The 25,505-nt window shown below is 58.0% G+C and carries 17 protein-coding genes and 2 tRNA genes; 10 read left to right on the top strand and 9 right to left on the bottom strand.

The genetic code is table 11. The features are described 5' to 3' along the window. Positions 1-40: 40 nt before the first annotated feature. Positions 41-571: a 5'(3')-deoxyribonucleotidase gene (locus F1C16_RS02260; RefSeq protein ID WP_185282765.1), complete on the bottom strand. Its 531-nt coding sequence runs from the start codon at positions 569-571 to the stop codon at positions 41-43. A gap of 254 nt (positions 572-825) precedes the next feature. Between F1C16_RS02260 and F1C16_RS02255 the strand changes: the two genes are divergently transcribed. Then, positions 826-2,160, top strand: a complete 1,335-nt coding sequence (locus F1C16_RS02255; protein WP_185282764.1) for a hypothetical protein — start codon at positions 826-828, stop codon at positions 2,158-2,160. A 13-nt stretch (positions 2,161-2,173) separates the two neighbouring features. Here the strand turns inward: F1C16_RS02255 and F1C16_RS02250 are convergent, their stop codons facing one another. Continuing rightward, the gene (locus tag F1C16_RS02250; protein ID WP_185282763.1) at positions 2,174-2,530 is read right to left on the bottom strand and encodes an MGMT family protein; all 357 of its coding nucleotides are present in this window, start codon (positions 2,528-2,530) and stop codon (positions 2,174-2,176) included. Between the two features lie 330 nt (positions 2,531-2,860). Between F1C16_RS02250 and F1C16_RS02245 the strand changes: the two genes are divergently transcribed. The 3 genes from F1C16_RS02245 to F1C16_RS02235 all read left to right on the top strand — a co-directional run bounded on the left by F1C16_RS02245 (position 2,861) and on the right by F1C16_RS02235 (position 8,889). Beyond that, the gene (locus F1C16_RS02245; protein ID WP_185282762.1) at positions 2,861-3,988 is read left to right on the top strand and encodes an efflux RND transporter periplasmic adaptor subunit; all 1,128 of its coding nucleotides are present in this window, start codon (positions 2,861-2,863) and stop codon (positions 3,986-3,988) included. A gap of 243 nt (positions 3,989-4,231) precedes the next feature. Further along, positions 4,232-7,357 (top strand): efflux RND transporter permease subunit, encoded by a 3,126-nt coding sequence (locus F1C16_RS02240; protein ID WP_185282761.1) that lies wholly within the window; start codon positions 4,232-4,234, stop codon positions 7,355-7,357. 122 nt (positions 7,358-7,479) lie between these two features. After that, entirely contained in the window at positions 7,480-8,889 is a 1,410-nt protein-coding gene (locus F1C16_RS02235; RefSeq protein WP_185282760.1) for a TolC family protein, read from the top strand. Between the two features lie 173 nt (positions 8,890-9,062). Here the strand turns inward: F1C16_RS02235 and F1C16_RS02230 are convergent, their stop codons facing one another. Further along, positions 9,063-10,331 carry a zinc dependent phospholipase C family protein gene (locus F1C16_RS02230; protein ID WP_185282759.1) on the bottom strand — a complete coding sequence of 423 codons (1,269 nt, stop codon included), beginning with the start codon at positions 10,329-10,331 and terminating at the stop codon, positions 9,063-9,065. 190 nt (positions 10,332-10,521) lie between these two features. Here F1C16_RS02230 and F1C16_RS02225 point away from each other — a divergent pair, with 190 nt between their 5' ends. The 5 genes from F1C16_RS02225 (at position 10,522) to F1C16_RS02205 (ending at position 20,448) form a co-directional block, all read left to right on the top strand. Then, a complete protein-coding gene (locus F1C16_RS02225) occupies positions 10,522-10,929 on the top strand; it encodes a hypothetical protein (protein WP_185282758.1) in 408 nt (135 codons plus the stop codon). Between the two features lie 282 nt (positions 10,930-11,211). Next, positions 11,212-15,708 (top strand): CusA/CzcA family heavy metal efflux RND transporter, encoded by a 4,497-nt coding sequence (locus F1C16_RS02220; protein ID WP_185282757.1) that lies wholly within the window; start codon positions 11,212-11,214, stop codon positions 15,706-15,708. A 222-nt stretch (positions 15,709-15,930) separates the two neighbouring features. Beyond that, positions 15,931-17,103 carry an efflux RND transporter periplasmic adaptor subunit gene (locus F1C16_RS02215; RefSeq protein WP_185282756.1) on the top strand — a complete coding sequence of 391 codons (1,173 nt, stop codon included), beginning with the start codon at positions 15,931-15,933 and terminating at the stop codon, positions 17,101-17,103. A gap of 109 nt (positions 17,104-17,212) precedes the next feature. Next, positions 17,213-19,846: a glucosidase gene (locus F1C16_RS02210; protein WP_185282755.1), complete on the top strand. Its 2,634-nt coding sequence runs from the start codon at positions 17,213-17,215 to the stop codon at positions 19,844-19,846. A gap of 164 nt (positions 19,847-20,010) precedes the next feature. Next, on the top strand, positions 20,011-20,448 hold the full coding sequence (locus F1C16_RS02205; RefSeq protein WP_185282754.1) for a hypothetical protein: 438 nt from the start codon (positions 20,011-20,013) through the stop codon (positions 20,446-20,448). 69 nt (positions 20,449-20,517) lie between these two features. Here the strand turns inward: F1C16_RS02205 and F1C16_RS02200 are convergent. The 5 genes from F1C16_RS02200 to mltG all read right to left on the bottom strand — a co-directional run bounded on the left by F1C16_RS02200 (position 20,518) and on the right by mltG (position 23,620). Beyond that, a tRNA-Ser gene (locus F1C16_RS02200) sits at positions 20,518-20,602 on the bottom strand. 52 nt (positions 20,603-20,654) lie between these two features. After that, positions 20,655-20,741, bottom strand: a tRNA-Ser gene (locus F1C16_RS02195). Positions 20,742-20,876: 135 nt separating this feature from the next. Further along, positions 20,877-21,887: a YihY/virulence factor BrkB family protein gene (locus tag F1C16_RS02190; protein ID WP_185282753.1), complete on the bottom strand. Its 1,011-nt coding sequence runs from the start codon at positions 21,885-21,887 to the stop codon at positions 20,877-20,879. 83 nt (positions 21,888-21,970) lie between these two features. Then, positions 21,971-22,465, bottom strand: coding sequence for a thioesterase family protein (locus F1C16_RS02185; protein ID WP_185282752.1), 495 nt, complete (start codon positions 22,463-22,465; stop codon positions 21,971-21,973). A 63-nt stretch (positions 22,466-22,528) separates the two neighbouring features. Beyond that, positions 22,529-23,620 (bottom strand): endolytic transglycosylase MltG, encoded by a 1,092-nt coding sequence (gene mltG, locus F1C16_RS02180; protein ID WP_185282751.1) that lies wholly within the window; start codon positions 23,618-23,620, stop codon positions 22,529-22,531. A gap of 300 nt (positions 23,621-23,920) precedes the next feature. On the opposite strand from mltG, the gene F1C16_RS02175 reads away from it, so the two are divergent. Further along, positions 23,921-24,550 carry an L-threonylcarbamoyladenylate synthase gene (locus tag F1C16_RS02175; protein ID WP_185282750.1) on the top strand — a complete coding sequence of 210 codons (630 nt, stop codon included), beginning with the start codon at positions 23,921-23,923 and terminating at the stop codon, positions 24,548-24,550. 49 nt (positions 24,551-24,599) lie between these two features. Here the strand turns inward: F1C16_RS02175 and F1C16_RS02170 are convergent, their stop codons facing one another. Further along, on the bottom strand, positions 24,600-25,505 hold the full coding sequence (locus F1C16_RS02170) for a lysophospholipid acyltransferase family protein (protein WP_258048996.1): 906 nt from the start codon (positions 25,503-25,505) through the stop codon (positions 24,600-24,602).

Here is a 25,505-nt window from a genome sequence, read left to right as displayed (position 1 = left end):
GTTCTGCTTTTTATCTCCTACCCCATCCCCCTACCCTACCTCACAACAGCAACTCCCCTATCTCTTGCCAGCTGTGCACGCGGCGGTAGCCGGTTTCGTGGATGTTGTGCGGGGCGTTGAATAGAATACCCTCACCCCGAAAACGCTCGAAGTTATAGGCGTTGTCGTCGATGAGGTAGTCGGCGTTGAGGATGCTTTTGTCGCCGCAGAAGACGTAGTTGGGCCACGAAATAAATGGGAAGTGCTGTTGTAGCCAGTCGTACTTGTCGCGGAAGCAGTTGGGAAACTCCATGGCCGCCGTGGCAATAAACAGCTCGTAGCGCTCCGATAGGGCACGTAGCACCTCTTGGCTATCCTTGATGATAGGTAGGTCGCGAAAGAAACCTTCCCGGTTCACGTAGTCGCGGATGATGGGCTGGTGCTCCGGCGCTACGGCTTGGTAGGCGCTTTTGCCCTGTAGCTGATCGAGGGTCAGTTCAATATTATAGTCACGGAGATACCACTCCTGGAAGCGGGCGATGGAGTCGGCAATTACTTCGTCCATGTCCACGGCAATGCGTTGTTTGGTCATGCAGATGCTGGTTCGGAAAGCTAGTCAGGTCAGGTGTTGTTCGTTACTAACTACCTCACCCTGTTTTGGTTATTACCAGTTGCTTATTTAATTTATAACCGCAATCTGATTTTCCGCTTCATTCCTTTGGTGTTGTGCTTATAATACAATTTTATACCCGCTTATTTCTTTCCGGTTTTCGCTTTTCCGTAGCTGGCTTCATTTTTTTCTTAATCCTGCTAGGTACGTTTTCGGCAAGGGCCCAAACGTATTTCGTGGACTTAAACGGTCATACCCTTACGCTACCCGAGCGAACCACATACATTGCGAAAGTGATAGACGCCCGGCCACAGCAAGCCAGCATTGGCTGGGTGCAGCGTGGGCTGGCCAACGCCCGCACAACGGCCGCCTTACGCAACGGCGTAGAGGCCGACCTGACCACCTTCCTTCAACAGCTCCCCCAACGCCCCACCGACCGCCTCTTGCTCCTGCGCATACGGCAGTTGGCTATATCCGAGCACACAGGTGCTTTCTCCGAAAAGGCATTTGCTGAAGTCGCTCTTGAGTATTTGCTGCGGCTAGATGATGGCTACCATTTGGTATTGAGTACTGCCGAAACCATCGAAAGCAGTGGCGTGGAGGTTACCGCTCATCATGCTAACAATATCACACAGGCCTTTCAGCAGAGTTTGAACCAGTTGGCAATTGTGCAGTGGGATGCGGTGGCGGCTAGCCCGGCTCTTACGCTGGAGCAAATACAACGTCCGCAGGAGTTGGAGGTTGGCGAAGCAGAAACATATCCCGTCTTGACCGCTACTGCCCCGAAAGCAGGCATCTACCCCGATTTCTTGGCTTTTCGCAACAACATGCCCGATACCACCACCGTGTATGTGGTCGAGCGGAAGCCCCGCACTGGGGCCAACTGGAAGGGCACTACGGAAATCTTGCCCTACACGGTGAATATAAAGACCGGCCAGCGCACAGCTCTGCGCAACGTATGGGGCTTCTCGGATGGGCAGCACCTGTACGTGCTGCACAACAGTCGGTTCTTCCCCTTGGAGCGCGAAGGTGCCGGATTTGGCTTCACCGGTTTTTCGCCGGCCGATGCAGGTGCCGTGAATACCGCTGCCTTAGCGGGTGGCCTCATCGGGGCCGGTATTGCCGCAGCCGCTACCAGTGGCAAGCCCATGCATTTCAAGGTGAATATGCGTACCGGCCGCATTATGAATGATTTTCCTACCCCATCGGCGGCTGGCCGCGTGCCATCCGACACTACGCAGCTTATTATTTACCGACGCGCCGGGGGCGACAAGACGCCCGTTACAGTGAGCATCAACGACCAGCCCGTTGGGTCGCTCAGCGGCGCAGCCTACCTAGTTGTACCTTGGAGCACCAAGCAACACGAAGCGCATGTATGCGTGAGTGGCGGTGCCGATTATTGCCTGACAGTGCTACCCACCAATGCGGCCCCCGTGTACCTAGAGTGCAGTCGCCAACCCACCGACCCTACGCTGCCGCCTCTAACCACCGTCACCAATAAGGTAGGCGAGTTCAATGTGAAAGGCATTCGGCTGCGGCAGGAGCAGGACACAAAAAAGCAGGCCAAGTAACCCTTAGCCTTACCTATACCAACTCCGTAGCCGGGTCCCAAAACAACTCCCGGAAGTTTTGCACTTGGTCTTCTACCACCTGCACGCCTTCTACCTCTAGTGCTTCCTGCATGGCGGTGGGGGTAGCAAAGTGCTGCCGCCCCGTGAGCAACCCCAGCCGGTTGATAACGCGATGCGCGGGCACGCGCTGGCTGGCCGTGTGCGAGGCCATCATGGCCCAGCCTACCATACGCGCGCCGTGGCGGGCACCTAGGTAGTTGGCAATAGCGCCGTAAGTCGTTACGCGGCCGGGCGGCACTAGGCGCACCACTTCGTGCACGTCCTGAAAGAAATTGCGCTGGGCTTCGGTTGGATTTTTGGGGACGTTCATCGGCTGTAAAAGTACGAGGCAGTATCTATTCTATCGGTAAGAGCCAGACAGGTAGTCTGCCCTTCGTAGCGCTGCACTAGCACATGAGCCGGAGAAAATAACGACGCCAAATTAGCTGAGTAGGCAACAAAGTATATCACCGAAAAGCGAGGCAAACCGCTCCTTTCGCTTATAAAGCCTGCAACTCGCAGGCTTTTTTTGTGTCTTAGCAATGGCAGGTAAGTCAGGTAAACCATTTCTCCGTAAACTCTAATGCCTTACCTGTCGTTGTGATGGATTGCAGCCCGGCATCATTCACGCTTACGTATTAGTAATCACGCCTTTAATTACATGCAAACGCAGGAGCGAGAGGAAGTAGAAACCACCTCGACAACCAGCCCCGGTCGTCGAATTCTAGGAATTATCATTGCCCTGGCTGTTGTAGGTGCGCTGGTTTTTGTGAAGTATCACTACTTTCCTTCGCCTGAGGCCGGAGGTAAGGGTGGCAAAGGCGGCGGCAAAGCGGCGGGTGGTAAAACGGCAAGCCGCACTCCCGTGCAGGTATATCCGGTAACCGCCACCAGCCTTTCCAACATAGTATCCGCCACCGGCTCGGTGCTGGCCGATGAGTCGGTAGTGATTCAGAGCGAGATTTCGGGCAAGATTACCAGCCTCAACATCAAAGAAGGCCAGCCGGTGAAGAAAGGCCAACTGCTATTTACCATCAATGCCGACGAGATTCAGGCGAATTTGAAGCGGCAGGCTTTCAACCTGAAGCTCTACCAGGATCAGGAAAAGCGCCAACGTACGCTGCTGGAAAAAGAGTACATCAGCGCCCAGGAATACGAGCAGACCAACAACTTGCTGCTCACGGCCCGCGCCGATGAGCAAGCGCTACGCGCTGCCTTGGCTAAAGCCTACGTGCGGGCACCCTTCAGCGGTGTGCTGGGGCTGACGACTGCCACCGTGGGCACCTACGTGAGTCCTGGTACGCAGATTACCACGCTTTCCCGCATCCGACCCGTAAAGGTTGATTTTGCCGTGCCCAGCCGCTTTTCCAACGCTGTGAAGGTAGGGGACCCGGTAGTGGTAACCGACGAAGGCACTACCCAAAAGTACCGGGCAAAAGTTTACGCCATCAATCCCCAGATTGACCCTGTTTCGCGCACCTTGCAGGTACGGGCGCTTTACCCCAACACAAAGGACGAGTTGCGGCCCGGTGCCTTCGTGAAGGTTAATCTGGAACTAGGCGCCACCACAGAGGCCTTGCAGATTCCGACCGAAGCCGTCATCCCAGATGCCAGTGGCTACACAGTATATGTTGTGAAGAACGGGAAAGCGGAGTCGCGCAAAGTGAAAATCGGAAACCGCTCCACCAAGCTCATCGAAATCACCGACGGCTTGGCTGTAGGTGATTCGCTGATTCGGACGGGTATACTACAAATAAAAGCCGGCGATAAAGTGGCCGTGCAGAAATAAGAACGACCACTCCCCTCCTCAGCTGAGGAGGAGATGTTGCGGCTTTGGCCGCAACTGGGGTGGTTGGCTCGTTGCTGATGTTGTTACGTCGCACAGGCAAGCGCCAAACAGATAATTATATAGTTAGTACTGCTTTATAAACAACATCAGCAACAAGCCAACCACCTTCGCTTCGGCTTTCACCAAAGCGTCTCCTTCTCAGCTGAGGAGGGGAGTTCTCGTCCTTCCTACTTTCCTCCACCCATGAGTCTTTCTTCCACCAGCATCAACCGCCCGGTTTTAGCCATTGTGATGAGCTTGCTCATCGTGATTTTCGGCGTCATCGGGTTTCGCTACCTCAGCATTCGGGAATACCCGAGCGTCGATCCGCCGTTTATCTCGGTATCGACCACTTACACCGGCGCGTCGGCCGACGTGATTCAGTCACAGATTACGGAACCGCTGGAGGAGGGCATCAACGGTATTGCAGGTATCCGCAACCTAACGTCTACCTCCCGCGACGGCCGCTCGCAAATCAGCGTGGAGTTTGACCTGGACGCCAACCTGGAAGCCGCCGCCAACGACGTGCGCGACAAGGTATCGGCGGCCCAGCGGCGCCTACCCGACGACGTAGACCCGCCCACCGTGAGCAAGGCCAACGCCGACTCGCAACCCATTGTGCTGGTGTACCTCAGCAGCAACAAGCGGAGCCTATTGGAGCTGACCGACTATGCTAACAACGTGCTACGCGAACGTCTGCAAACTATTCCTGGCGTGAGTGAGGTGCGGGTGTGGGGCGAGCGGAAATATTCTATGCGCCTGTGGCTGGACCCCGTGAAGATGGCTGCGCTGGGCGTTTCGCCGGTAGATGTGCAGGCCGCTTTGCGCCGCGAGAACGTGGAGCTACCTGGTGGTGCCGTGCAGGGCGAAGCCACCCAATTGACGCTCCGCACGATGGGTCGCCTCTACTCCGTAAAAGATTTTAATAACCTGATTCTGCGCAACGACCCGGCTGCGTTGGTGCGGCTTTCAGATGTGGGCACGGCCGAGCTGTACCCCGAAAACGACCAGTCGTCGCTGGCACGCAACGGCTTCCCGATGGTGGGCATCAACGCTGTGCCACAGCCGGGCTCCAACCAGATTGAAATTGCCAACGAGTTCAATAAGCGCATCGAGCAGTACAAAAAAGACCTACCCGAAGACTTGAATCTGAGCACTGGCTTCGACAACTCAGTCTTTATCCGGGCTTCTATTGGTGAGGTAGAGCACACCATTATTGAGGCCTTTGTGCTGGTGGTCGTGGTGATTTTCCTGTTCCTGCGCGACTGGCGCTCTACCATCATTCCGGTAGTAGCTATTCCGGTGTCGCTGGTAGGCATTTTCTTCGTCATGTACCTGCTGAATTTCTCTATTAACGTCCTCACCCTACTGGCTATCGTACTGGCTATTAGCTTAGTAGTAGACGATGCCATTGTGGTATTGGAGAATATCTACTCCCGCATTGAGGCCGGCGACGAGCCGCGGGAGGCTGCCATTAAGGGCTCAGAGGAGATTCTGATGGCCGTGGTTTCGACCACAGTGGTGCTGGCGGCGGTGTTCCTACCCGTTATTTTCCTGGAAGGCATCACGGGTCGCTTGTTTCGTGAGTTTGGGATTGTGCTGGCAGGCTCGGTGCTGATATCGGCCTTTGTGTCGCTGACGCTCACGCCCATGATGTGCTCGCAGATTTTGAAGCGGCAGGAAAGTCACAACTGGTTTTATCGCAAAACGGAGCCTTTCTTTGAGCGCCTGACCACCGGCTACCGCCACAGCCTGGAGGCCTTTTTGCGCAACCGCTACTGGGCTTGGCTGATTGTGGCAGGCACAGGGGTAGGCATCTGGTTTTTCATGGGTGCCCTACCCTCCGAGTTGGCGCCGCTTGAAGACCGCAACCGCATCAGCATCAATGCCACCGGGCCAGAAGGGGCGTCGTTTGAGTACATGACCACGTACATGGATCAGCTCACCAGAATCATTGTGGACTCGGTGGGTGCCGAAAACCTGGATAACGTACTGACGGTGACTGCCCCCGGCGGTGGCGGCGGCGCGGGCGTCGTGAACACGGGCATCGCTCGTATTCAGCTGATCAACGCCGAGAACCGGACCGCGACCCAGCAGCAGCTAGCGGATAAACTGACGAACAGCGTAAAGCAGTTGACGCTGGGCCGCACCTCCGTGTCGCAGGACCAAAGTATCGGCAACAGCGGCGGCGGCCTGCCGGTGCGGTTTGTGCTGCAAACTCAGGATTTTGAGAAACTGCGCGGGGCTGTTCCGAAGTTTCTGGAAGCCGCCCGGCAGGACCCTACCTTCAGCTTCGTAGATGTGGATTTGAAGTTCAGCAAGCCGGAACTGCGCGTAATTATCGACCGCGAGAAGGCGCAGAGCCTGGGCGTGTCGGTGCAGGATATTTCGCAGACGTTGCAGGCCGGTCTTAGCGGAGCGCGCTACGGCTACTTCATCAAAGACAGCAAGCAGTACCAGATTATTGGGCAGGTGACCCGTGAAGACCGCAACCAGCCGCTGGACGTGCGCACGCTCTACGTGAAAAACCGCGAGGGCAAGCTCATCCAGCTCGACAACGTGATTCGGCTGGAAGAGCAGAGCACGCCGCCCCAGCTCTACCGTTTCAACCGCTACAACGCCGCCACGATATCGGCGGCCCTCAGCCCCAACCAAACCCTGGGCGACGGCATTGCCGCCATGCGCCGCATTGCCGACAAAACGCTGGACGACTCCTTCAGCACGGCCCTGTCGGGTGCTTCCCGCGATTTCGAGGAAAGCTCCTCGTCCTTGTTGTTTGCCTTCGGACTGGCGCTGGTATTGATTTACCTGATTCTGGCTGCGCAGTTTGAAAGCTTCCGCGACCCTGGCATTATTATGATTACGGTGCCGCTGGCGTTGGCGGGCGCGTTGCTGAGCTTGTGGTATTTCAACCAAACGCTCAACCTGTTCTCGCAGATCGGTATTATCATGCTGGTAGGACTGGTCACGAAAAACGGTATCCTGATTGTGGAGTTTGCCAACCAGCGCGTGGAGCACGGCCTCGACTACATGACGGGCCTGATTGAAGGTGCTACGGCCCGCTTCCGCCCTATTCTGATGACATCGCTTTGCGCGGTGCTGGGTATCCTACCCATTGCCGTGGCTACGGGCGCGGGCGCGTTCAGCCGTCGGGCCATGGGCATTGGGGTAGTAGGCGGTTTGCTGTTTGCTACCATTCTCACGCTGTATGTGGTGCCGGTGATGTACTCCTACTTTGCCACGGCGAAAAAGCACAAGCCCGTTTCAGGAGCCGACACTTCGGAAGAACAGCCACTTCCCACGGAGCAGCGCGAGTTGCAACCGGCGTAGATTTGGTATTGCATGATAAGAGTTTAAAAAACGTCATTTCGACTATTCTGCTTGATTTTCAGAATACTTGGAATGACGTGCTGCTGATCTTCTTTCCCTCCCTTTTGCCTAGTCTGCCCCGCATGTTTTCTGTTACCCGTTTCTGCTTTTCCCTTACCTCCTGTTTCCTGTTGACTGGCGCAGCGGTGGCGCAGCAACTGCCCAAACCGGAAGCCAAACCGCAGACCGAAAAACCAGCTACCGTAGTACCCGCCCCGCCGCTTTCCCTGGAAGAAGCCCTACGCATGGGCTTGCAAAGCAACTACGGCATCTTGATATCGCGGCGCGACGAGGAAATTGCTAGCAACAACGTAACACGCGGCAATGCGGGCCAGTTGCCGGTGGTAAGCGGCAACGCCCTGCGTACGTTCAACATCAACAACTCCCGCCAGCAACTCAACAACAATGACCCGCGCGTGGTACGCGGCGGCAAAGCCAATGCGCTGGCCGCCAACGCCAACCTGAACTGGACGATTTTTGATGGCCTTGGGATGTTCATTGCCCTGGACCGCCTGCGCACACTAGAGCAGTTTCAGCGCGAAGTGACGCGCAACACGGTGGAGCAAACCATTGCCGACATCACCGACGCTTACTACGCCGTGGTGCGCGAATCGGGCAAGATTAAGTCGTTGGAAGAGGCATTGAATATCGGGCAGGCGCGTATTGATCTGACTCAGGCGCAGGTAGATGTGGGCCTCACGGCCAAGGTAAACCTGCTCACGGCGCAGGTAGATTTCAACGCCGACCGCTCCCTGCTCATTCAGCAACAGGAATTGCTGGCTACGTCTAAGATTAATCTGAACAACCTACTCAGCCGGGCGCCCAACGTTGATTTTCAACCCACGGACTCTATTGTGGTAGCCCGCGGCCTCAACCACGATGCCATTGCCCAGGCCGTGCGCCAGCGCAACCCGCGCTTGCAACAAGCCCAACTGAACACCGACGTAGCCACGTATGACCGCCGCCTGATTCGGGCCAGCCGCTACCCTACCCTGGCCCTCACGGGTAGCTATGGCCTCACGCGCAACATCAACAACGCCATCTTCATCAACACCCCCGACGGTAGCTTTCTGGGCTCCAACGTCAGCCGTGTGTATGGGCCGAGTTACGGCGTGCAGGCCTCCATCCCGATTTTTGACGGTTTCAACCGTACACGCTTGGAGCAGAACGCTCGCGTGACGGAACTGCAAACCAAGCTTCAACTAAACCAGACGCAACTTCAGTTGGATGCCGAACTGGAGCAGGCCTACGTGCGCTACCAAAATCGCTTGCAGCTATTGCAATTAGAGGAAGACAACATTAAGCTAGCCCGTCAAAACGTGGCCATTGCCCTGGAGCGCTACCGTTTAGGCCTGCTCACCCCCCTGGACCTCCGCGTGGCCCAAAACACCCAGCTCGCCGCCGAAGTACGCCTCCTCGACATCCGCTACGACGCCAAACAAGCCGAAACTGCTCTTCGCCGTTTGAGTAGCGGCTTGGTACAGGAGCAGTAAGGAAGGGTAGAAAAGTAAAAGTATGTCCTCCTGAGCGCAGCGAAGGACCTTCTCACGCTAGAACGAGTCGTTGTTATGACCATCGTTCTAGCGTAAGAAGGTCCTTCGCTGCGCTCAGGAGGACACTACCTCTCTATTTCCATACTTTCCTACCCTCTATACCGCCATACCTTCTACTTCATCGTCCGCAAATCAGCCAAAGCAGCTTTGGTCTTTTCGATTTTCTCCTTTTCGTCGTCGTCGGCAGGCTTTTGGGGTGGGGTGTTGGAGAAGAATGCCAGGATGCTTTGGCGCAATTCGGGGGTCATGCCTTCAAACTTCTTGTCGTGCAGCTTGCGGATTAGCTCGCCGTAGGTTTCGTCGGCCAGCGGGTACTCGCCTAGCTTGGTGGCATGGCCGGTATCGAAGTCGTAGTTGGGGAGTTCAGGGGCTTCTCCGGCGGCCAGGGTTTTCGTGCGGGCCAGCACCTTGCAGTAATCCTCCATCACTTCCTGAAAGCTTTCCTTGAAAAACTTCTGGGCTTCGGGGGTAGGCAGCTTGAAGGCAAACGGCCGTAGCGGGCCAATCTTGGGTAGCACCTGAATGACCTTCGACAAGATTTTAGCCCCAAAACCCGGTTTATCGAAATCGGCGGTGCCAAACTCGCGCCGGTATTTACGCTCACTCACGTGGTACACGTAGTCGCGACGACGGGCGCGCTTGTCCAGCTTCTTGATATTCTTACGCTCGGCGTGCCAGGCCGCCCGCGAAGCCGTCGGAATCAGCTGCATCACGGAGAAGCGGTAGGCACTCACGCTCAGATCCACGTTGAACACAATCTGGCCCAGATCCAGACCGTAAGTTTTCTGAAAAGCCCGTTCCAGCAGGTCTTTATCTACCTGAAAACCAATAAAATCGTGGTATTTATCGGAGCGGTAGCGGCCGGCAGCCAGCTGCACCACATCGAAGGCAAACTCCAGCTGTGTGTGTTGAATGGGCGCCTGCTCGTAAGTGATGTAGTTGCCAAACTCGGCCGCCAACTTAGGATAGACCGAGGGCATGGCGCGGTTGGTGCCTTCGGAGTGACCTTTGATATCGGCCACGTAATGGGCCAGCGCACCCAGAGCAAAAGCGTACTCGTTTCGGTCGTGGGCTTCGTTGAGCATGTTTTGCACGAAGTCGCCGCTACGGACGTAGTGCGCCAGGTTGGTAAACAGCTCAGAGCCGAACGGGTAGTAGCCCATATCCTGAATAATGGACCCGCCATAGGCGTAGGCCTTGGCCGATTTCCACTCCTCGGGGGTAGCGCCGGGGTAGCGCTTGGCCAGCAAGGGCACCAAGCACCGCCGCCAAGCCGAATCGACGTTGGCCTGGTGTGTGAGTACTGAATACGCAGTAGCCGATTGCGGCCTGCACAGCAACAAAAGCAGCAATGCACTGCTCAGCAAGAGGAATTTCGGCATAGTAGCAGTTTCCCAAGAGCAATTAGCTATAGGGTAGATTTCGCGTACGCAAAAGTTGCACTGAAGTTGGCAGCGCCCACTCAATTTAGTACCCAGCTTCCTAGCCTACTTATCAGCAGCCCCTACTCTCACGCACATCGGACAAACTCACTTTCTGCGGAAACACACTTTGTACCGTACCTTTGCCCGCATGAAACCCGTGCTGGCTTTCTTTCTGGCGTTGCTGATGCTCATGGGCAGCCTGATTCCGCAGAATGATTTGTCGGAGTTGACCAAGCTGCCCGAGCTGCTGGACCACTACCAATACCACCGCACTACGGCGGGCGGCGGCTTGTCGTTGAGCGAGTTTTTGGTGCTGCACTACAGCCCCAACACCACGCATTACCTGCGCGCGCACTCGGCCCAGCACAACATCGAACACCAGAAGCTACCCCTGCACAGCCACCACGACTGTGTGATGGCGGCCTACGTGCTACCCGCCCGGCCAGTGGTAGTACCTTTGCGTATGCATTGGCCCGCCCCGGCCCACCGCGTCAGCCAGGGCACATCCTACACGTTCAGCTTCAGCCGGGCACTGTTGCAGCCACCCCGGGCGTAAATTAGGTAGGGGCGGCTTGCAGCCGCCCGCAGGGCCGTTAGGTGCCGTTTTTCTGTTCGGCACACTGCCGACGCAAATAAGTAGATACTGGCTATTAGGCAGTTTCTGACGGACCGATAGTCCAAGCCCTACCCTACGGGCGGCTGCAAGCCGCCCGTACATCCCCTACCCCCTTTCTTTCACCAAACCAACCTGGCTACTTGTGGCCGCGCCTGCCGTATGCGGTAAGCGCGCCGGGGTAGTACGTATATCTTGGCGAAGCACTGCTTTGCATACCTGCTCATGCTCTCCAACATCATTGCCCTGAGCATCCGGAACAAGCTACTTGTAGCCCTGATGCTCCTCGCCTTGGTGGCCTGGGGCGGCTATGCGGCCACTACCTTGCCGCTGGATGCCATCCCCGACGTCACCAACAACCAAGTACAGGTTATCACCCAATCGCCGGCGCTGGCAGCGCAGGAGGTGGAGCAGCTGCTCACGATTCCGCTGGAGTTGCAGTTGCGCACCATTCCCAACGTGCGCGAAATCCGCTCCATCTCGCGCTTTGGGCTGTCGGTGATTACGGTAGTGTTTGAAGAAGACGTGGATACCTACCTCACGCGCCAGCTGGTGGCCGAGAAGCTCACCACAGCCCAGGCCGACCTAGGCGCAGGGCTGGGCACGCCTACCATGGCACCCATCACCACCGGCCTGGGCGAGATTTTCCAGTATTCTCTGCAAGTTGACCCCAAGTACAAGGACCACTATTCTCTCTCGGCCCTGCGCGATATGCAGGACTGGATTGTGAAGCGCCAGCTCGCCGGCACGCCGGGCGTGGTAGACGTCAGCAGCTTTGGCGGCTACGTGCGCCAATACGAGGTGAGTGTGAATCCCGAGCGCCTGGCCTCGGCCGGCGTGAGCCTGCCCGAACTGATACAGGCCCTGCAAACCGGCAACAGCAACACCGGCGGCAGCTACCTAGAGCGCGGCCCCAACGCTTACTTCATCCGGGGCGAGGGTAGGGTAGAATCGTTGGACGATATCCGGCAGATTGTAGTGAAGCAGGTAGGCAGCGTGCCCCTGCTGGTGGGCGACGTAACTACCGTGCAATTTGGCCACGCCGTGCGCTACGGCGCCATGACGCGCAACGGCCAGGGCGAGGCCGTGGGCGGCATTGTGTTGATGCTGAAGGGCGCCAGCTCCGAAGCCACCATCAAAAACGTGAAAGAGCGGGTGGCGCAGATCGAGAAGGCCCTCCCCCCCGGCGTGCGCGTGCTCCCCTTCCTTGACCGCACCAAGCTCATCGACAAGGCCATTCATACGGTCAGCAAAAACCTGCTGGAAGGCGGCGTCATCGTCATTATCGTGTTGCTGGTGCTGCTGGGAAACCTGCGCGCTGGCTTGGTGGTAGCCGCCATGATTCCCTTGTGCATGCTGTTTGCGCTGGCCATGATGAAGGTGTTTGGCGTGTCGGCCAACCTGATGAGCCTGGGCGCACTGGACTTCGGGCTGATTGTGGACGGGGCCGTGATTATTGTGGAAGCTATGATTTTCCACCTCGTGCACGAGCGTAAGCGGGCCGCAAACGAGACGATGGACCAAGTGGCGCAATCGGCCGCTACCCGCCTCATGCGCTCGGCGTTGTTCGGGCAGCTTATTATCCTGATTGTGTATTTCCCTATCCTGTCGCTGACTGGGGTAGAGGGCAAGATGTTCCGCCCGATGGCGCTTACAGTGAGCTTCGCCATCATCGGGGCCATGATTCTGTGCCTCACCTACGTGCCGGCCGTGGCCGCGTGGGCGTTGCGCAAAGACATTAAGGAAGAAGGCACGCTGGCCGACCGCATCATGCGGACCCTGCACCGCGGCTACGACCCCATCATTCGGGGGGCGCTGCGTATTCGCCCCATCATTGTGGGGGCGGCGGTGGCGTTGCTGGCTGGTGCCGTGGTTATCTTCCTGCAAATGGGCGGCGAGTTTATTCCGCAGCTCGACGAGGGCGACTTTGCCGTGAACGTGACGCTGGCCCCCGGCTCATCGCTCGACCAGAGCATCAAAACAACCACCAAAGTGCAGCAAACTTTGCTGCGCAAGTTCCCCGAAATCCAGCAGATTGTGGGCAAAATCGGCACGTCGGAAATTCCCACCGACCCCATGTCGCTGGAAGATTCCGACCAGATGGTGATTCTAAAAGCGCAGGACGAGTGGACTTCGGCTCACTCGCGGGAGGAGCTGGCGGGCAAGATGCAGAAGGCGTTGGCCGGCATTCCGGGCATCAACCTGGAGTTTCAGCAGCCTATTCAGATGCGCTTTAATGAGCTGATTTCGGGCGTGAAGTCGGATATCAGCATCAAGATTTATGGCGACGACCTGGAGGTTTTGTACGAAAAGGCCAACCAGACTGCTGCCCTCATTCGGCCCCTGGCGGGGGTAGGCGACTTGAAAGTGGAGCAGATTGTGGGCCTACCCCAAATGCGTGTGACCTACAACCGCGCCAAGATGGCCCGCTACGGCCTGCGCGTGGAAGACCTGAATACGCTCTTGCGCGCCTCCTTCGCGGGCGATGTAGCGGGTCAGGTCTACGAGAAAGAACGCCGCTACGACTTGGTCGTGCGCCTCGACTCGGCCCGCCGCACCAGCCTCGCCGACCTGCGCCGCCTCTACGTGGACCTACCCGACGGTCAGAAGATTCCGCTGGAAGAGGTGGCCCAGGTGCAGTACCGCAACGCCCCCACCCAAATCTCCCGCGACGACGCTCAGCGCCGCATCAACATCGGCGTGAACGTGCGTAACCGCGACATTCAGAGCCTGGTAGAGGAAATTCAACAAAAGCTGACGCAAGGTGTGAAGCTGCCTACTGGCTACTCGGTGGTGTACGGCGGCGAGTTCGAGAATTTGCAGCGTGCCAAGGCTCGCCTCACTATTGCCGTGCCGGTGTCGCTGCTGCTGATTTTCACCTTACTTTATCTATCCTTCAGCTCCGTGAAGCAGGCAGCCCTTATTTTCACGGGCATTCCGCTGGCGGCCATTGGCGGCGTGCTGGCGCTGTGGGTACGGGGCATGCCATTTAGCATCTCGGCGGGGGTAGGATTTATTGCGCTGTTTGGTGTGGCTGTATTGAATGGCATCGTGCTGGTAGCCAGCCTAAATGAGCTAGCGGCCGAAGGCGTGCGCGACGTGCGCGAACGGGCCTTACGGGCCACCTCCGAGCGTTTTCGGCCGGTGCTGCTCACGGCCGCGGTGGCCTCGCTGGGCTTCTTACCGATGGCCTTGTCTACCTCGGCCGGCGCGGAGGTGCAGAAACCGTTGGCCACAGTGGTCATTGGCGGTTTGATTTCGGCTACGCTGCTCACGCTGGTGGTTCTGCCTGTGCTCTATACCTACTTCACCAAGGATGGCGAGCCTAGCCCGACGGCCGACCGTGCACCCCACCCCCCAACCCCCTCCCCTCCGGGAGAGGGGAAGCCTGACGACCATTCTTCACGTCAATTGCCGGAACTAGCTCCCCCTCTCCCGGAGGGGAGGGGGTTGGGGGGTAGGGTGAGTCCGTTGCTCCTATTACTGGCCGTACTATCGAGCCTTCTCCTACCCCACGCGGCCACGGCCCAAAATACATTGGGCAGCACAGCCGGGCAAAGTACTGCCATCGCACCGCCTACTAGGCCACTCTCGGTGGGGCAGGCGTTGCAGGCGGGGTTGGGACAGAGCCTGTTGGTGCAGTCGGCGGCGCTGGACGTGCGCCGGCAGAAGGCCCTGAACCGCTCGGGCTACGATGTGCCGCGCACGGTGCTGGACTACCAGCGCGGGCAGATTTCGGATGCTTCCACTGATCAGAGCTTCAATATTATTCAGCAGACGGCCTTCCCTACCCTCTACGCGGCCCAAAAGCGCCTGCTCGAAAACCAAACTGGCGCCGCCGAGCAACGCGCCCGCACCCAGCGCCGCGAGCTAACCCGCGTCATCCGCACCGACTACTACGATCTGTTGATTGCCTACCGCCGCGTGCAGCTCCTGCGCCGTCAGGATAGCCTCTACCGCCGCGCTGCCTACGCCGCGCGCATTCGCTACCAGATAGGCGAAACCAACCGCCTGGAGCAGGTAGCCGCCGAGGCCCGGATGCTGGAACTGCAAAATCAACTGCTCACCTTGCTCACCGATGTGCAGGTGCAGCGCCAGCAATTGGGCGTGCTGCTGGGCTACCCGGCCCCCGTCGACGTGGATACGATGGCCAGCGTGGTAGCCACCATAAGCCCCGCCGATACGGCCGCGCTTTCGCCCGATGCCAACCCTACCCTGGGACTGCTGCAGCAGGAAGTGACCATCAGCGCACAGCAAACCAAGGTGGAGAGGCTACGCCGCCTGCCTGATTTGCGGGTGGGCTATTTCAACCAGAGTATCAGTCGGGTAGGTGGCTACCAGGTGGCGCAGGCGGGCGTGGCGGTGCCGTTGCTGGGCGGGGTGCAAAAGGCGCGCATTGCGGCGGCCCGGCTGGGCGAGCAGTACGCCACCAATCAACTCAACTATTACACCGTGCAGCTCAACAGCCAATTGCGCACCCTGCGGCAGCAGCTGGCCCGCGCCCGCGCGTCCCTCACTTATTACGAAACCGTAGCCCTACCCCAGGCCCGCCTGGTACTAAGCACGGCCGAAAAAATCTTCCGCGCCGGCGACGTGGAATACGTGACCTACGTGGTAAACACGGAGCCCGCCTGGCAAATCCAGCAAGCCTACCTCGACCAGGTGAGCCGCTACAACCAACTGCTGTTCCAGCTTCAGGCCCTCACGGGCACGGAGGAATAGGTTTTCTTTTTTTGATTTCAACGACTTCGATATATGCTTTTCTCGCTGTGTAACGCAACGCCCGTGACCCCACCCCCCAATCCCCTCCCCTCCGGGAGAGGGGGAGCTGAGAGGGAATGTTCCATTAGGGATGAACAATTCTTTGTTACCGTCAGGCTCCCCCTCTCCCGGAGGATGTCGCGTATCAAGCGAGTGTGGGGCCGGGGGGTGGGGTCCACCCGCTTGCTCCTCATACTATTCGCCTGGTTCGTAACAGCCTCCTGCAACTCTACCCCCACCGAAACCCAAACCCAAGAGGCTCCTACCGCCAACGCTACGAAAGAGCCTACCTCCCCCAATCAACTGACCCTCTCCCCTACCCAAGCGCAGGCCGCAGGTATCGAAATCGGCACGTTTGACCACCAGGAAATGACTACCGATGTGCTGGCCAACGGCCTTATCGACGTGCCACCTCAGAACATGGCGTCTATTTCAGCGGTGATGGGGGGTTATGTGCAAACGGTAAACGTGCTGCCGGGCCAGTTTATCAAACGCGGTGGCACTGTGGCTGTGCTGCGCCATCCCGACTACCTCCAACTGCAACAAAACTACCTGCAAAGCCGCGCCCGCCTGCGCTTTTTGCAGCAGGAGCTAGACCGCCAACAGGTGCTTGATGCCGAGGACGTAGGCGCCAAGCGCAAGCTGCAACAAGCCCAAGCCGACTACCAAACCGAGCAAGCCGCTCTGCGCGCTCTGGCCGCCCAGGTGCGGATGCTGGGCCTGTCGGTAGCGCGGCTCGATGGCGGCCATATCGCCCCTACCGTGCCGCTTACGGCGCCGGTGGGTGGGTTTGTGCGCGCCGTCAACATCAACCCCGGCCAATATGTGGGGCCGCAGGATGTGTTGGTGGAGGTAGTAGACCGCTCCGATTTGCACCTGGAGCTGAAGGTGTTCGAGAAGGATATTGCCCGCGTGAAGGTAGGCCAGCGCATTTTGTTCAACGTTCCCAACAGCAGCTCGCCCGACAACATGACCGCCCGTATCTTTCTGGTAGGCAAGGCCTTCGACGACAACGACCGCACCGTGAGCGTGCACGCTCACCTAGAGCCCGAGCGCGACGACCTGCTACCCGGCCAATACGTGTCAGCGCGCATCCAAACGGGCGGGCGGCGCCAACGCACCCTCCCCGAAGACGCCATTATTCAGGATGGCGAGGTGAGCTACGCCTTCGTGCGCACGGCCACCGATAGCGCGGGGAGCACCTTCCGGCGACTACGGCTGCGGACGAGCCAGCCTCAGCACGGCGCCGTGGCAGTCACGCTGCTCGATAAGCTACCCGACACCACCCAGCTGGTCCGCCGCGGCGCCTATTTCCTGCAAGCTGAACTCACCAAAGGCCAGGGCGACGACGAGTAGACCGCGTTAATTTGCAGCTTCTCCGCAACCTGATTCGTTTCTGACAGTAACGGTAGACAGTCTATTGGGCCGGACTTAACCGTTGGCCCTACCTACGAGCTTTCCCTGCATGACGCACGAACAACAACGCTTGGCCGAATCTGCCACTATTCCGTGGAAGAAATTCGGTCCCTACCTCACCGAGCGCCAGTGGGGTACGGTACGCGAAGATTACAGCCCCGATGGCAATGCCTGGGACTACATCACCCACGACATGGCCCGCAGCTACGCTTACCGCTGGGGCGAGGAAGGCCTCGGCGGCATCAGCGACGACAAGCAGCATCTGTGCTTTGGCGTGGGCTTATGGAACGAGAACGACGAGATTCTGAAGGAGCGCCTGTTTGGCCTGACCAATGGCGAGGGCAACCACGGCGAGGACGTGAAGGAGCTGTATTACTACCTCGACAGCACCCCTACCCACTCCTACATGCGGATGCTCTACAAGTATCCGCAACGCACGTTTCCGTATCAGAAGCTGCTGCGCAAAAACAAGCGCCGCACGCGCCAGCAGCCCGAGTACGAGTTGCTGGATACGGGTATTTTTGACGACGGCCGCTATTTCGATGTGTTCATTGAATACGCCAAGGCCGGGCCGGATGATGTACTCATTCAGCTGACCATCCATAACCGGGGGCCGCGCAAGGCCCGCCTGCACGTGCTGCCGCAACTCTGGTTTCGCAATACTTGGGCCTGGGGCGAGGGCAATCCTACCCGCCCCCAGATGCGCACCCCCGCCCCCGGCGTCGTGCAAGCCGACCACGAGGCGCTGGGCCGCTACCACCTCTACTGCGACCGGCAGCCCGACCTGCTGTTCTGTGACAACGACACCAACTACATCCGTCTGCAAGAGCCACCCCGCGCAACGCGCTACTTTAAAGACGGCATCAACGACTACGTGGTGGAGGGCGACCCCAGCGCCGTTAACCCGGCTAAAGTAGGCACCAAGGCCGCGGCCCACTACCGGCTCAGCCTAGAGGCTGGCACCTCCCAGACCATCCGCGTCCGCCTCAGCCAGCCCACCCACGAAGCGCCTTTTGCAGAGTTTGACGCCGTGTTTGCTCAGCGCCAGCAGGAAGCCGACGAGTTCTACGACTGCGTACAGGAAAGTGTGACTGACGAAGATTCGCGCAATATTCAGCGGCAGGCCTTTGCCGGCATGCTCTGGAGCAAGCAGTTTTATTATTACGACGTGACGAAGTGGCTCGACGGTGAGCCGAAGGGTCCCAAGTCGTCGGTGCGCCGCCGCAAGGGCCGCAACGCCAACTGGCGCCATCTCTACAACGCCGATATCATCTCCATGCCCGACAAGTGGGAGTATCCCTGGTACGCGGCCTGGGACTCGGCGTTCCACTGCATTCCGCTGGCGATGGTAGACGCCGAGTTTGCCAAGCAGCAGCTACGCCTCCTTACCAAAGACTGGTACCTGCACCCCAACGGCCAGTTGCCCGCCTACGAGTGGAACCTCTCCGACGTGAACCCGCCCGTGCACGCCTGGGCCACCTGGCGCGTGTACCAGATGGACAAAAAGTTGCGCGGCCACGGCGACCTGCAGTTCTTGGAAGCTGTCTTTCACAAGCTCACGCTCAACTTCACGTGGTGGGTGAACCGCAAGGACAAAAGTGAGCGGAACATCTTTGAGGGCGGCTTCTTGGGGCTGGATAACATTGGCGTGTTCGACCGCTCGGCGCCCTTACCCACCGGCGGCCACATCGAGCAGAGCGACGGCACCAGCTGGATGGCCATGTTTGCCCTCAACCTGATGCGCATGGCCCTGGAGCTGGCCGGCACCAACACCGTGTACCAGGAAATTGCCGGTAAGTTCTTCGAGCACTTCCTCTACATTGCCGACGCCATGACCCGTGGCGGCGACGGCCGCTTCGACCTGTGGGACGACGAAGACCAGTTCTACTACGACGTACTGCGCACCCCCGACGACGAGCGCACCATCCTGAAAGTACGCTCCATCGTGGGGCTGATTCCGCTGTTTGCCGTGGAGGTCATCGACCAGGAACTGCTCGATACCGTGCCGGAGTTTACGGCCCGCGCCATCTGGCTACTCGAAAACCGGCCGCACCTGGCCAAGCTGGTGTCGCGGTGGCAGGAGCCGGGTAGGGGCGCGCGACACAAGCTGTCGTTGCTGCGGCGCGAGCGGTTAGGCCACGTGCTGCGCCGTATGCTGGACGAAAGCGAGTTTCTGGCCCCCCACGGCATTCGGGCCTTATCGCGCTATCACCTGGAGCATCCGTATGTGTTCAGCACGGAGGAGGACGATTTCGAGGTAGGCTACATTCCCGGCGAGGCCGAGTCCAGCATGTTTGGGGGTAACTCCAACTGGCGCGGCCCCATCTGGTTTCCTATCAACTTCCTGATTATTGAGTCGTTGCAACGGTTCCATGCGTATTACGGTGACTCCTTCACCATTGAGTACCCTACCGGTTCGGGCCAGCTTTACAACCTGCGCGACGTAGCCCTGGCTCTCTCCGACCGCCTCACGGGCCTGCTCCGCCAGGATGCGCAGGGTCGGCGCCCGGCCTTCGGCAACACCCCGTTGCTGCAAACCGATCCGCATTTCCGCAACCACATTCTCTTCCACGAGTACTTCCACGGCGACGACGGCCACGGCCTGGGCGCCACCCACCAAACCGGCTGGACCGGGCTAATTGCCAAGCTGCTCAGCCTACCCGCCTCTGGCACTACCTTCTAATCAATCGCACCACAAAAAGCCCCGTTTCTTACGTAGAAACGGGGCTTTGCTATTACTGCTGGCCCTGGCGCACACCGCGATTCTAATTTGTTGTGCATACGCTGGTATCTATCCTGTGCGGGCAGTGCTATATTCGATTTCTACAAACTCTATCCTTCTATTCAATGGCGTCTTCTGATTCGCTACCTCCTGAGCAACTAGCATCCCCTACCCCATTACCCGCCCAGCCAGAAGGTCTACCTCAGCACGCGCCAATGCGTCGTTTGGATCGGGCCGTAGGCGCCACCGCTACCAAGCTTGTTCCGCTGGTGACGCTGCTTCAGGCCATTCAGCCGCAAGTGGCGCAAGAGTCGGTGTTTCATACGCGCCGCAAGAAAATTCAGGCGCACATTGCCGTCGCTTTCATGGAGTTGAAAGCAGAACGCCCCCGCCGACGCGTGCTTACCCATTCCTTCCAAACCATCACCAACCTTGTGCGGGAAGAAGCCCACGATATTAGCAAGGATGAGGTAAAGCAAGCCACCAAAGAACTGGTACTAGCTACCCTCAAGAATGCGCCCAAGCTGATTGGCATTGCACATCAAGCCCGGCTGCTGTCGTAACGCTACGATTGCGCGCATTTCATAAAAGCAAAAGCCCCGTTTCCAGCTGGAAACGGGGCTTTTGCTTTGCAGAGGAGGAGGGATTCGAACCCCCGGAGGTTTAACCCTCAACGGTTTTCAAGACCGCCGCAATCGACCACTCTGCCACTCCTCTAACTAGTTGCTGCTAACAAAAAGGCTCTTTCCGCAGCAATGAAAGGCCTTTGCAGAGAGGGGGGGATTCGAACCCCCGATACCCTTGCAGGTATAACGGATTTCGAATCCGTCGCATTCGACCACTCTGCCACCTCTCTAAGGTCCAAACGAGTGGGTTTGGGTCGACAAAAGTAGCAGGCCGAGGTAGGGTACGCAAGCGCTACAAGCGTTTTTTTTAATCTTTTTTCTGTGACGCTGCTTGTCTCTAACGTTCCTTCTTGAGGCTGAATAATTTAGCCCGCCGCTATTACCTTATCTGACCGACCGGGAAAATGCAGCCGACGGCGGGGTGGGGTAGCCTCCTTGCCGTGTCGCAGTCGCCCGGTCACGGCATCAATGCTCACGTTCACCTCAAAGCCCAGAATCAGGGTCATGCATACGAAATCCAGCCACACCATCAGACCGATAAGCGTGCCGATGGAGCCGTAAAAATGGTTGTAGCTGTCGAAGATCTTGACGTAGAGAATAAATAGAAAGGACACGATAAAGATCAGCACCGTGGCCACTACCGCCCCCGCCGACACAAACGGCCATTTGTTGTGCACGGGCGGCACATAGTAGTAAATCAGGCAGGTTATCATCAGCGAAAGGCCCGTAACGGAGCCATACTTCACAATGGTAATCAACTGATCCGTAAAGGTTTCGGACACTACCTCATGGAATACCAGCCAGTCGATGATATAGGTACCGAAGAAAATACCTGTGATGGCCACCAGCAGTAGCACCGACAGCACCACCGTCAGCAACGTGGCAATGACGCGCTTGCGCACGTAGGTGCGTCGCTTAAACGACGGGTACTTTTTCTCGAATGCATCGAGCAGGGCCATGATGCCGTTGGAACTGAGTACCAGCGCGGTAGCAAAACCAAACGACAGCAAGCCACCATGTTGAATCGTGATGATGTCATTGATGGTGCTGGCCGTGGCGGCGTACATCTCCTTCGGCATCAGGTCGCCGATGAATTGCAGGATGTCCACGTTCAGGTTGGGTACCGGGATGTACGGTATCAGCGTGAACAGGAAGATGATGGTGGGGAAGATGGCAATGGTCAGGTTGAACGCCATGTAACTGGCGCGCTTGGTGATGCTGTCCAGCTTCGACTCCTGAATCATGCGGTCCATCACATCGTACACCGACGCCCTACCCCCCGCGAAGCGCAAGCGCTTCAGCCACACCATCAGGCGGCGGTAGCTGCGGCGCTGACGAATGTCGGAGAGGCGGTAGCGGCGAACGGGTAGACGCATGCGGTAGGTGGTGAAATGGTGAGTGGTGAGTTTGTGCGTAACCGCGGATCAGCCCAACGAATTCCGTGGCTCCTACCCTCCTTTTACTCCTTTTTCAGGAAAGCGGCTGGGGCGGGCGCTTCCGAGGCGGGCGTTTTGGGTGGCGTGAGCGGGCCGGCCGTTTCCTCCTCGGTGAAATAGGGAAGCAGTTTTTGCTGAATGGCCGCTGGAATGGGCACGGGTCGGCCGGTGCTCATATTCACGAATACCATGAGCGTGTGGCCTTCGGTAAGCAGCTCCTGCGCCTCGCTATAGATTTCGTATTCGAACAGAATGCGCGTGCCCTCGGCGGGCTGACGCAGCAGCATCCGCACGGTCAGCAGGTCGTCGTAGCGGGCGGGGCGGCGGAAGCGGGTGCGTAACTCGCCCACGGGCATCCCTACCCCTTCGGCCTCCATGGCCTTATAGCTGATGCCCAGCTGCCGGAACGCCTCGGTACGCGCTACCTCAAAGTAGGCCGCGTAGTTGCCGTGGTAGACGTAGCCCATCTGGTCCGTCTCGGCGTAGCGCACGCGAATGAGGGTGTCGTGAGAGTACATAAGAGTGAGTAGTAACTGAGTAATCAAAACAGACCGTCATGCTTCCCTCAGCATGACGATCTGTTATTTCATAATTCCGCTCCTCGTCAGGGCGGCCTGGTAACGGCGGGCATTTACCAAGTGTGCTGCCTCGTTGGTGGCAAAGGCGTGGTAGCCGCTAAAATCCTCTTTCGCGCAGAAATAGAGGTAGTTGTGGTCCTCGGGATTCAGTACGGCGTCGATGCTGGCGATGCTGGGCAGGTTGATGGGACCGGGGGGTAGGCCGTTGTATTTGTACGTGTTGTAGGGCGAATCCTTCTGCAAATGCACGTTGAGCACGCGCTTGATGCCGAAGTCGCCGTTGGCGTACACTACGGTAGGGTCGGCTTGCAGCTTCATGCCGCGCTGGAGGCGGTTGAGGTACACACCTGCCACGCGGGGGCGCTCGTCGGCGTGCTGCTGCTGCTCAGCCTCCACAATGCTGGCCAGCGTGCTCACCTGGGCGCGCGTGAGGCCTAGCTTTTGGCGCTTGGCGTCGCGGGCGGGCGTCCAAAACTTCTCGTACTCCTTTTTCATGCGTTGCATGAGGTTGTCGGCCGAAGAATTCCAATACAGCTCGTAGGTATTCGGAATGAACATCGTGAGGATAGTCGTGGTATCGAAGCCCAAGCTTTTGGTGTAGCTCGGGCTGCTCAGCAGCGAATCGAATTGCCCCGGCCGGCTATCGATGGTGTGGCTGAGCTTGAGCGCCAAGTCCTTGCGCAGTCGAATGTTCTGGAACGTGAGTTTCAGGGGCGACTGCCGCCCGGCGCGTAAGTCCGATACCAGCTGGCGGTTGGTATAGCCGTCTTTCAGTTCGTAGCGACCGGGCTTCACCAGCTCGGGATACTTCATTAGCTTGGCTACGAAGGCAAACGAGAGTTTATCGACGATGGCGCCAGAGGCATAGATGCTGTCTAGCACAGCTTTATACGGCTCACCGCGCCGGATGAGCACGTAGGTAGGCCGGCCGTTGGTGTCCACGTTGGCGGTGTAGAACACCTGGTAGAAATAGTATGAGAAGCTTACGAACAGCACGCCCGCCAGCGCCACCACGGTGCCAATGCGCTTACGACGCTTGAGGGCCTTATCGCGGCGCTCGATAATATTAGGGGTAGGTTGAGATGGGGTAGCCATGCGGCAGGCAACGGGTTGAGAAGGAAGATACTGGCCGATACTCTTCGCCGGGGCATCCCAAACGGGCACACCAGGAGTATCCACCCCAAAAGTACGAGTTCTGCCGCGCTAACTTCTGGCTGTGGGTAGCAAGCCCCCAAAACTTTCGGAGCGACTACCATGTATTAAGAGGATACATTTCGACCCGCTGTGGCCGAAATAGCAGACAGGCAACGTTGTTTTTCTGTTCTGCCTGCTACCTTTCTCCTACCCCACCGTTTGGTGGTAGCATCAGTTTTCACTCAATCCTTCTGCTTTCCTATGGCTGCTACGTTGCTTCGCATTCACCCCGATAATCCACCCCAAAACCGTCTGCTGCAAGCCGTAGAAGTGCTGCGCAAAGGCGGGGTCATTATTTATCCCACGGATACTATCTATGGTTTGGGCTGCGATATTCACAACGCTAAAGCCGTGGAAAAGCTCTGTCGCATTAAAGGCATTCACCCAGATAAAGCCAATTTGTCATTTATCTGTGCCGATTTGTCGCACATCACCGACTACGCCCACGGCATTACTACGCCCATGTATAAGGTGCTGAAGAAGGCCCTACCCGGCCCGTTCACCTTCATCTTTGAAGCAAGCCCGCAGGCTCCGCGCTACGGGGGCGTAAAGCGCAAAACCGTGGGTATCCGCGTGCCCGACAATCAGATTTGCACCAGCCTGGTGCGCGAGTTGGGCAACCCCATCGTCTCCACCTCCATCCGCGACGATGATGAGGTGTTGGAATACACCACCGACCCCGATCTGCTTTTCGAGAAATACCGCTCCCTGGTAGACCTCGTAATTGACGGCGGCTTCGGCAACAACGTCGCCAGCACCGTAGTCGACTGCACCAATGAGGACTTCGACATCATCCGCCAGGGCGCGGGAGATATTGAGCAGTATTTGTAAGGTGAAATAGTGAAGCGCTGACTGAAAGAGCGTCTCTCAGTCAGCGCTTCTACTCAACATTCCGCTTGTGTTTCCAGCGACGGTGCGACCAGAGATATTGTTCGGGTGCGGCCTGAATGTCACGCTCCAGCAGGCGGGCGAAGTCCTCGGCAATAGGGTAGGAACCCTTTTCAATGGGCGCATAGCCGTCGTAAAGCAATGTAATGGTGATGTCGTAATAGCCGCGTCGCGCGCGCTGGATACTGACGTAGAACACCGGTGCTTGTAGTTGCGGGGCTAGGCGGTCGGCGCTGGTGTAGAAGCTGGTATCCTGGTGCAGGAAGGTGGTCCAATAGGGACTATCCCGGGGACCAGCGGCCTGATCGGTGAGCAGGCTAAGTGCACGTCCTTCGCCGCGGGTGCTCAGCAGGTGGCGCAATGTATTGCGCATGGGCACTAGCACCGCTCCGGTGCGGGTGCGCAACTCATACATAAAGCTCTCAAAGAAAGGGCTACTCAGCGGCTTATATACCCCATCGGCCCTACCCGGAAACCGCACCGCCGCGCCCGACAAAATCCACTCCCAATTGCCAGCGTGCGAGCCCAGCGTGAGGACAGTACGGCCGGCCTCAAACAACGGCTCAATCAGCTCAGGGTTGGTGAAGCGCACCCGCCTACCTAGCTCCTTCGCTGAAATGGTACGTAGCTTTAGAATCTCCACCATCACTTGGGCGAAGTGCCGATAGAAAGCCCGGCCGGTGGCGGCCACCTCCACCTCCGTTTTCTCGGGAAACGAGTTGCGAATATTCTCCGTGATGACGCGCCAGCGGTAGCGCACTCCGTAGGCCAGTAGCAGATAAATGCCATCGGCCAGAAAATACAGCACCGACAGCGGCAGCCGGGACAGCCCAATCAGCAGCCAGTTGACGGGACGGAGGTACCAGGGGTAGGGTTTGGCAGGGGTAGAGGGAGGCAT

Source organism: Hymenobacter sp. NBH84 (assembly GCF_014217645.1).
Taxonomy (GTDB): domain Bacteria; phylum Bacteroidota; class Bacteroidia; order Cytophagales; family Hymenobacteraceae; genus Hymenobacter; species Hymenobacter profundi.
This window is presented reverse-complemented; position numbering and strand designations above follow the sequence as displayed.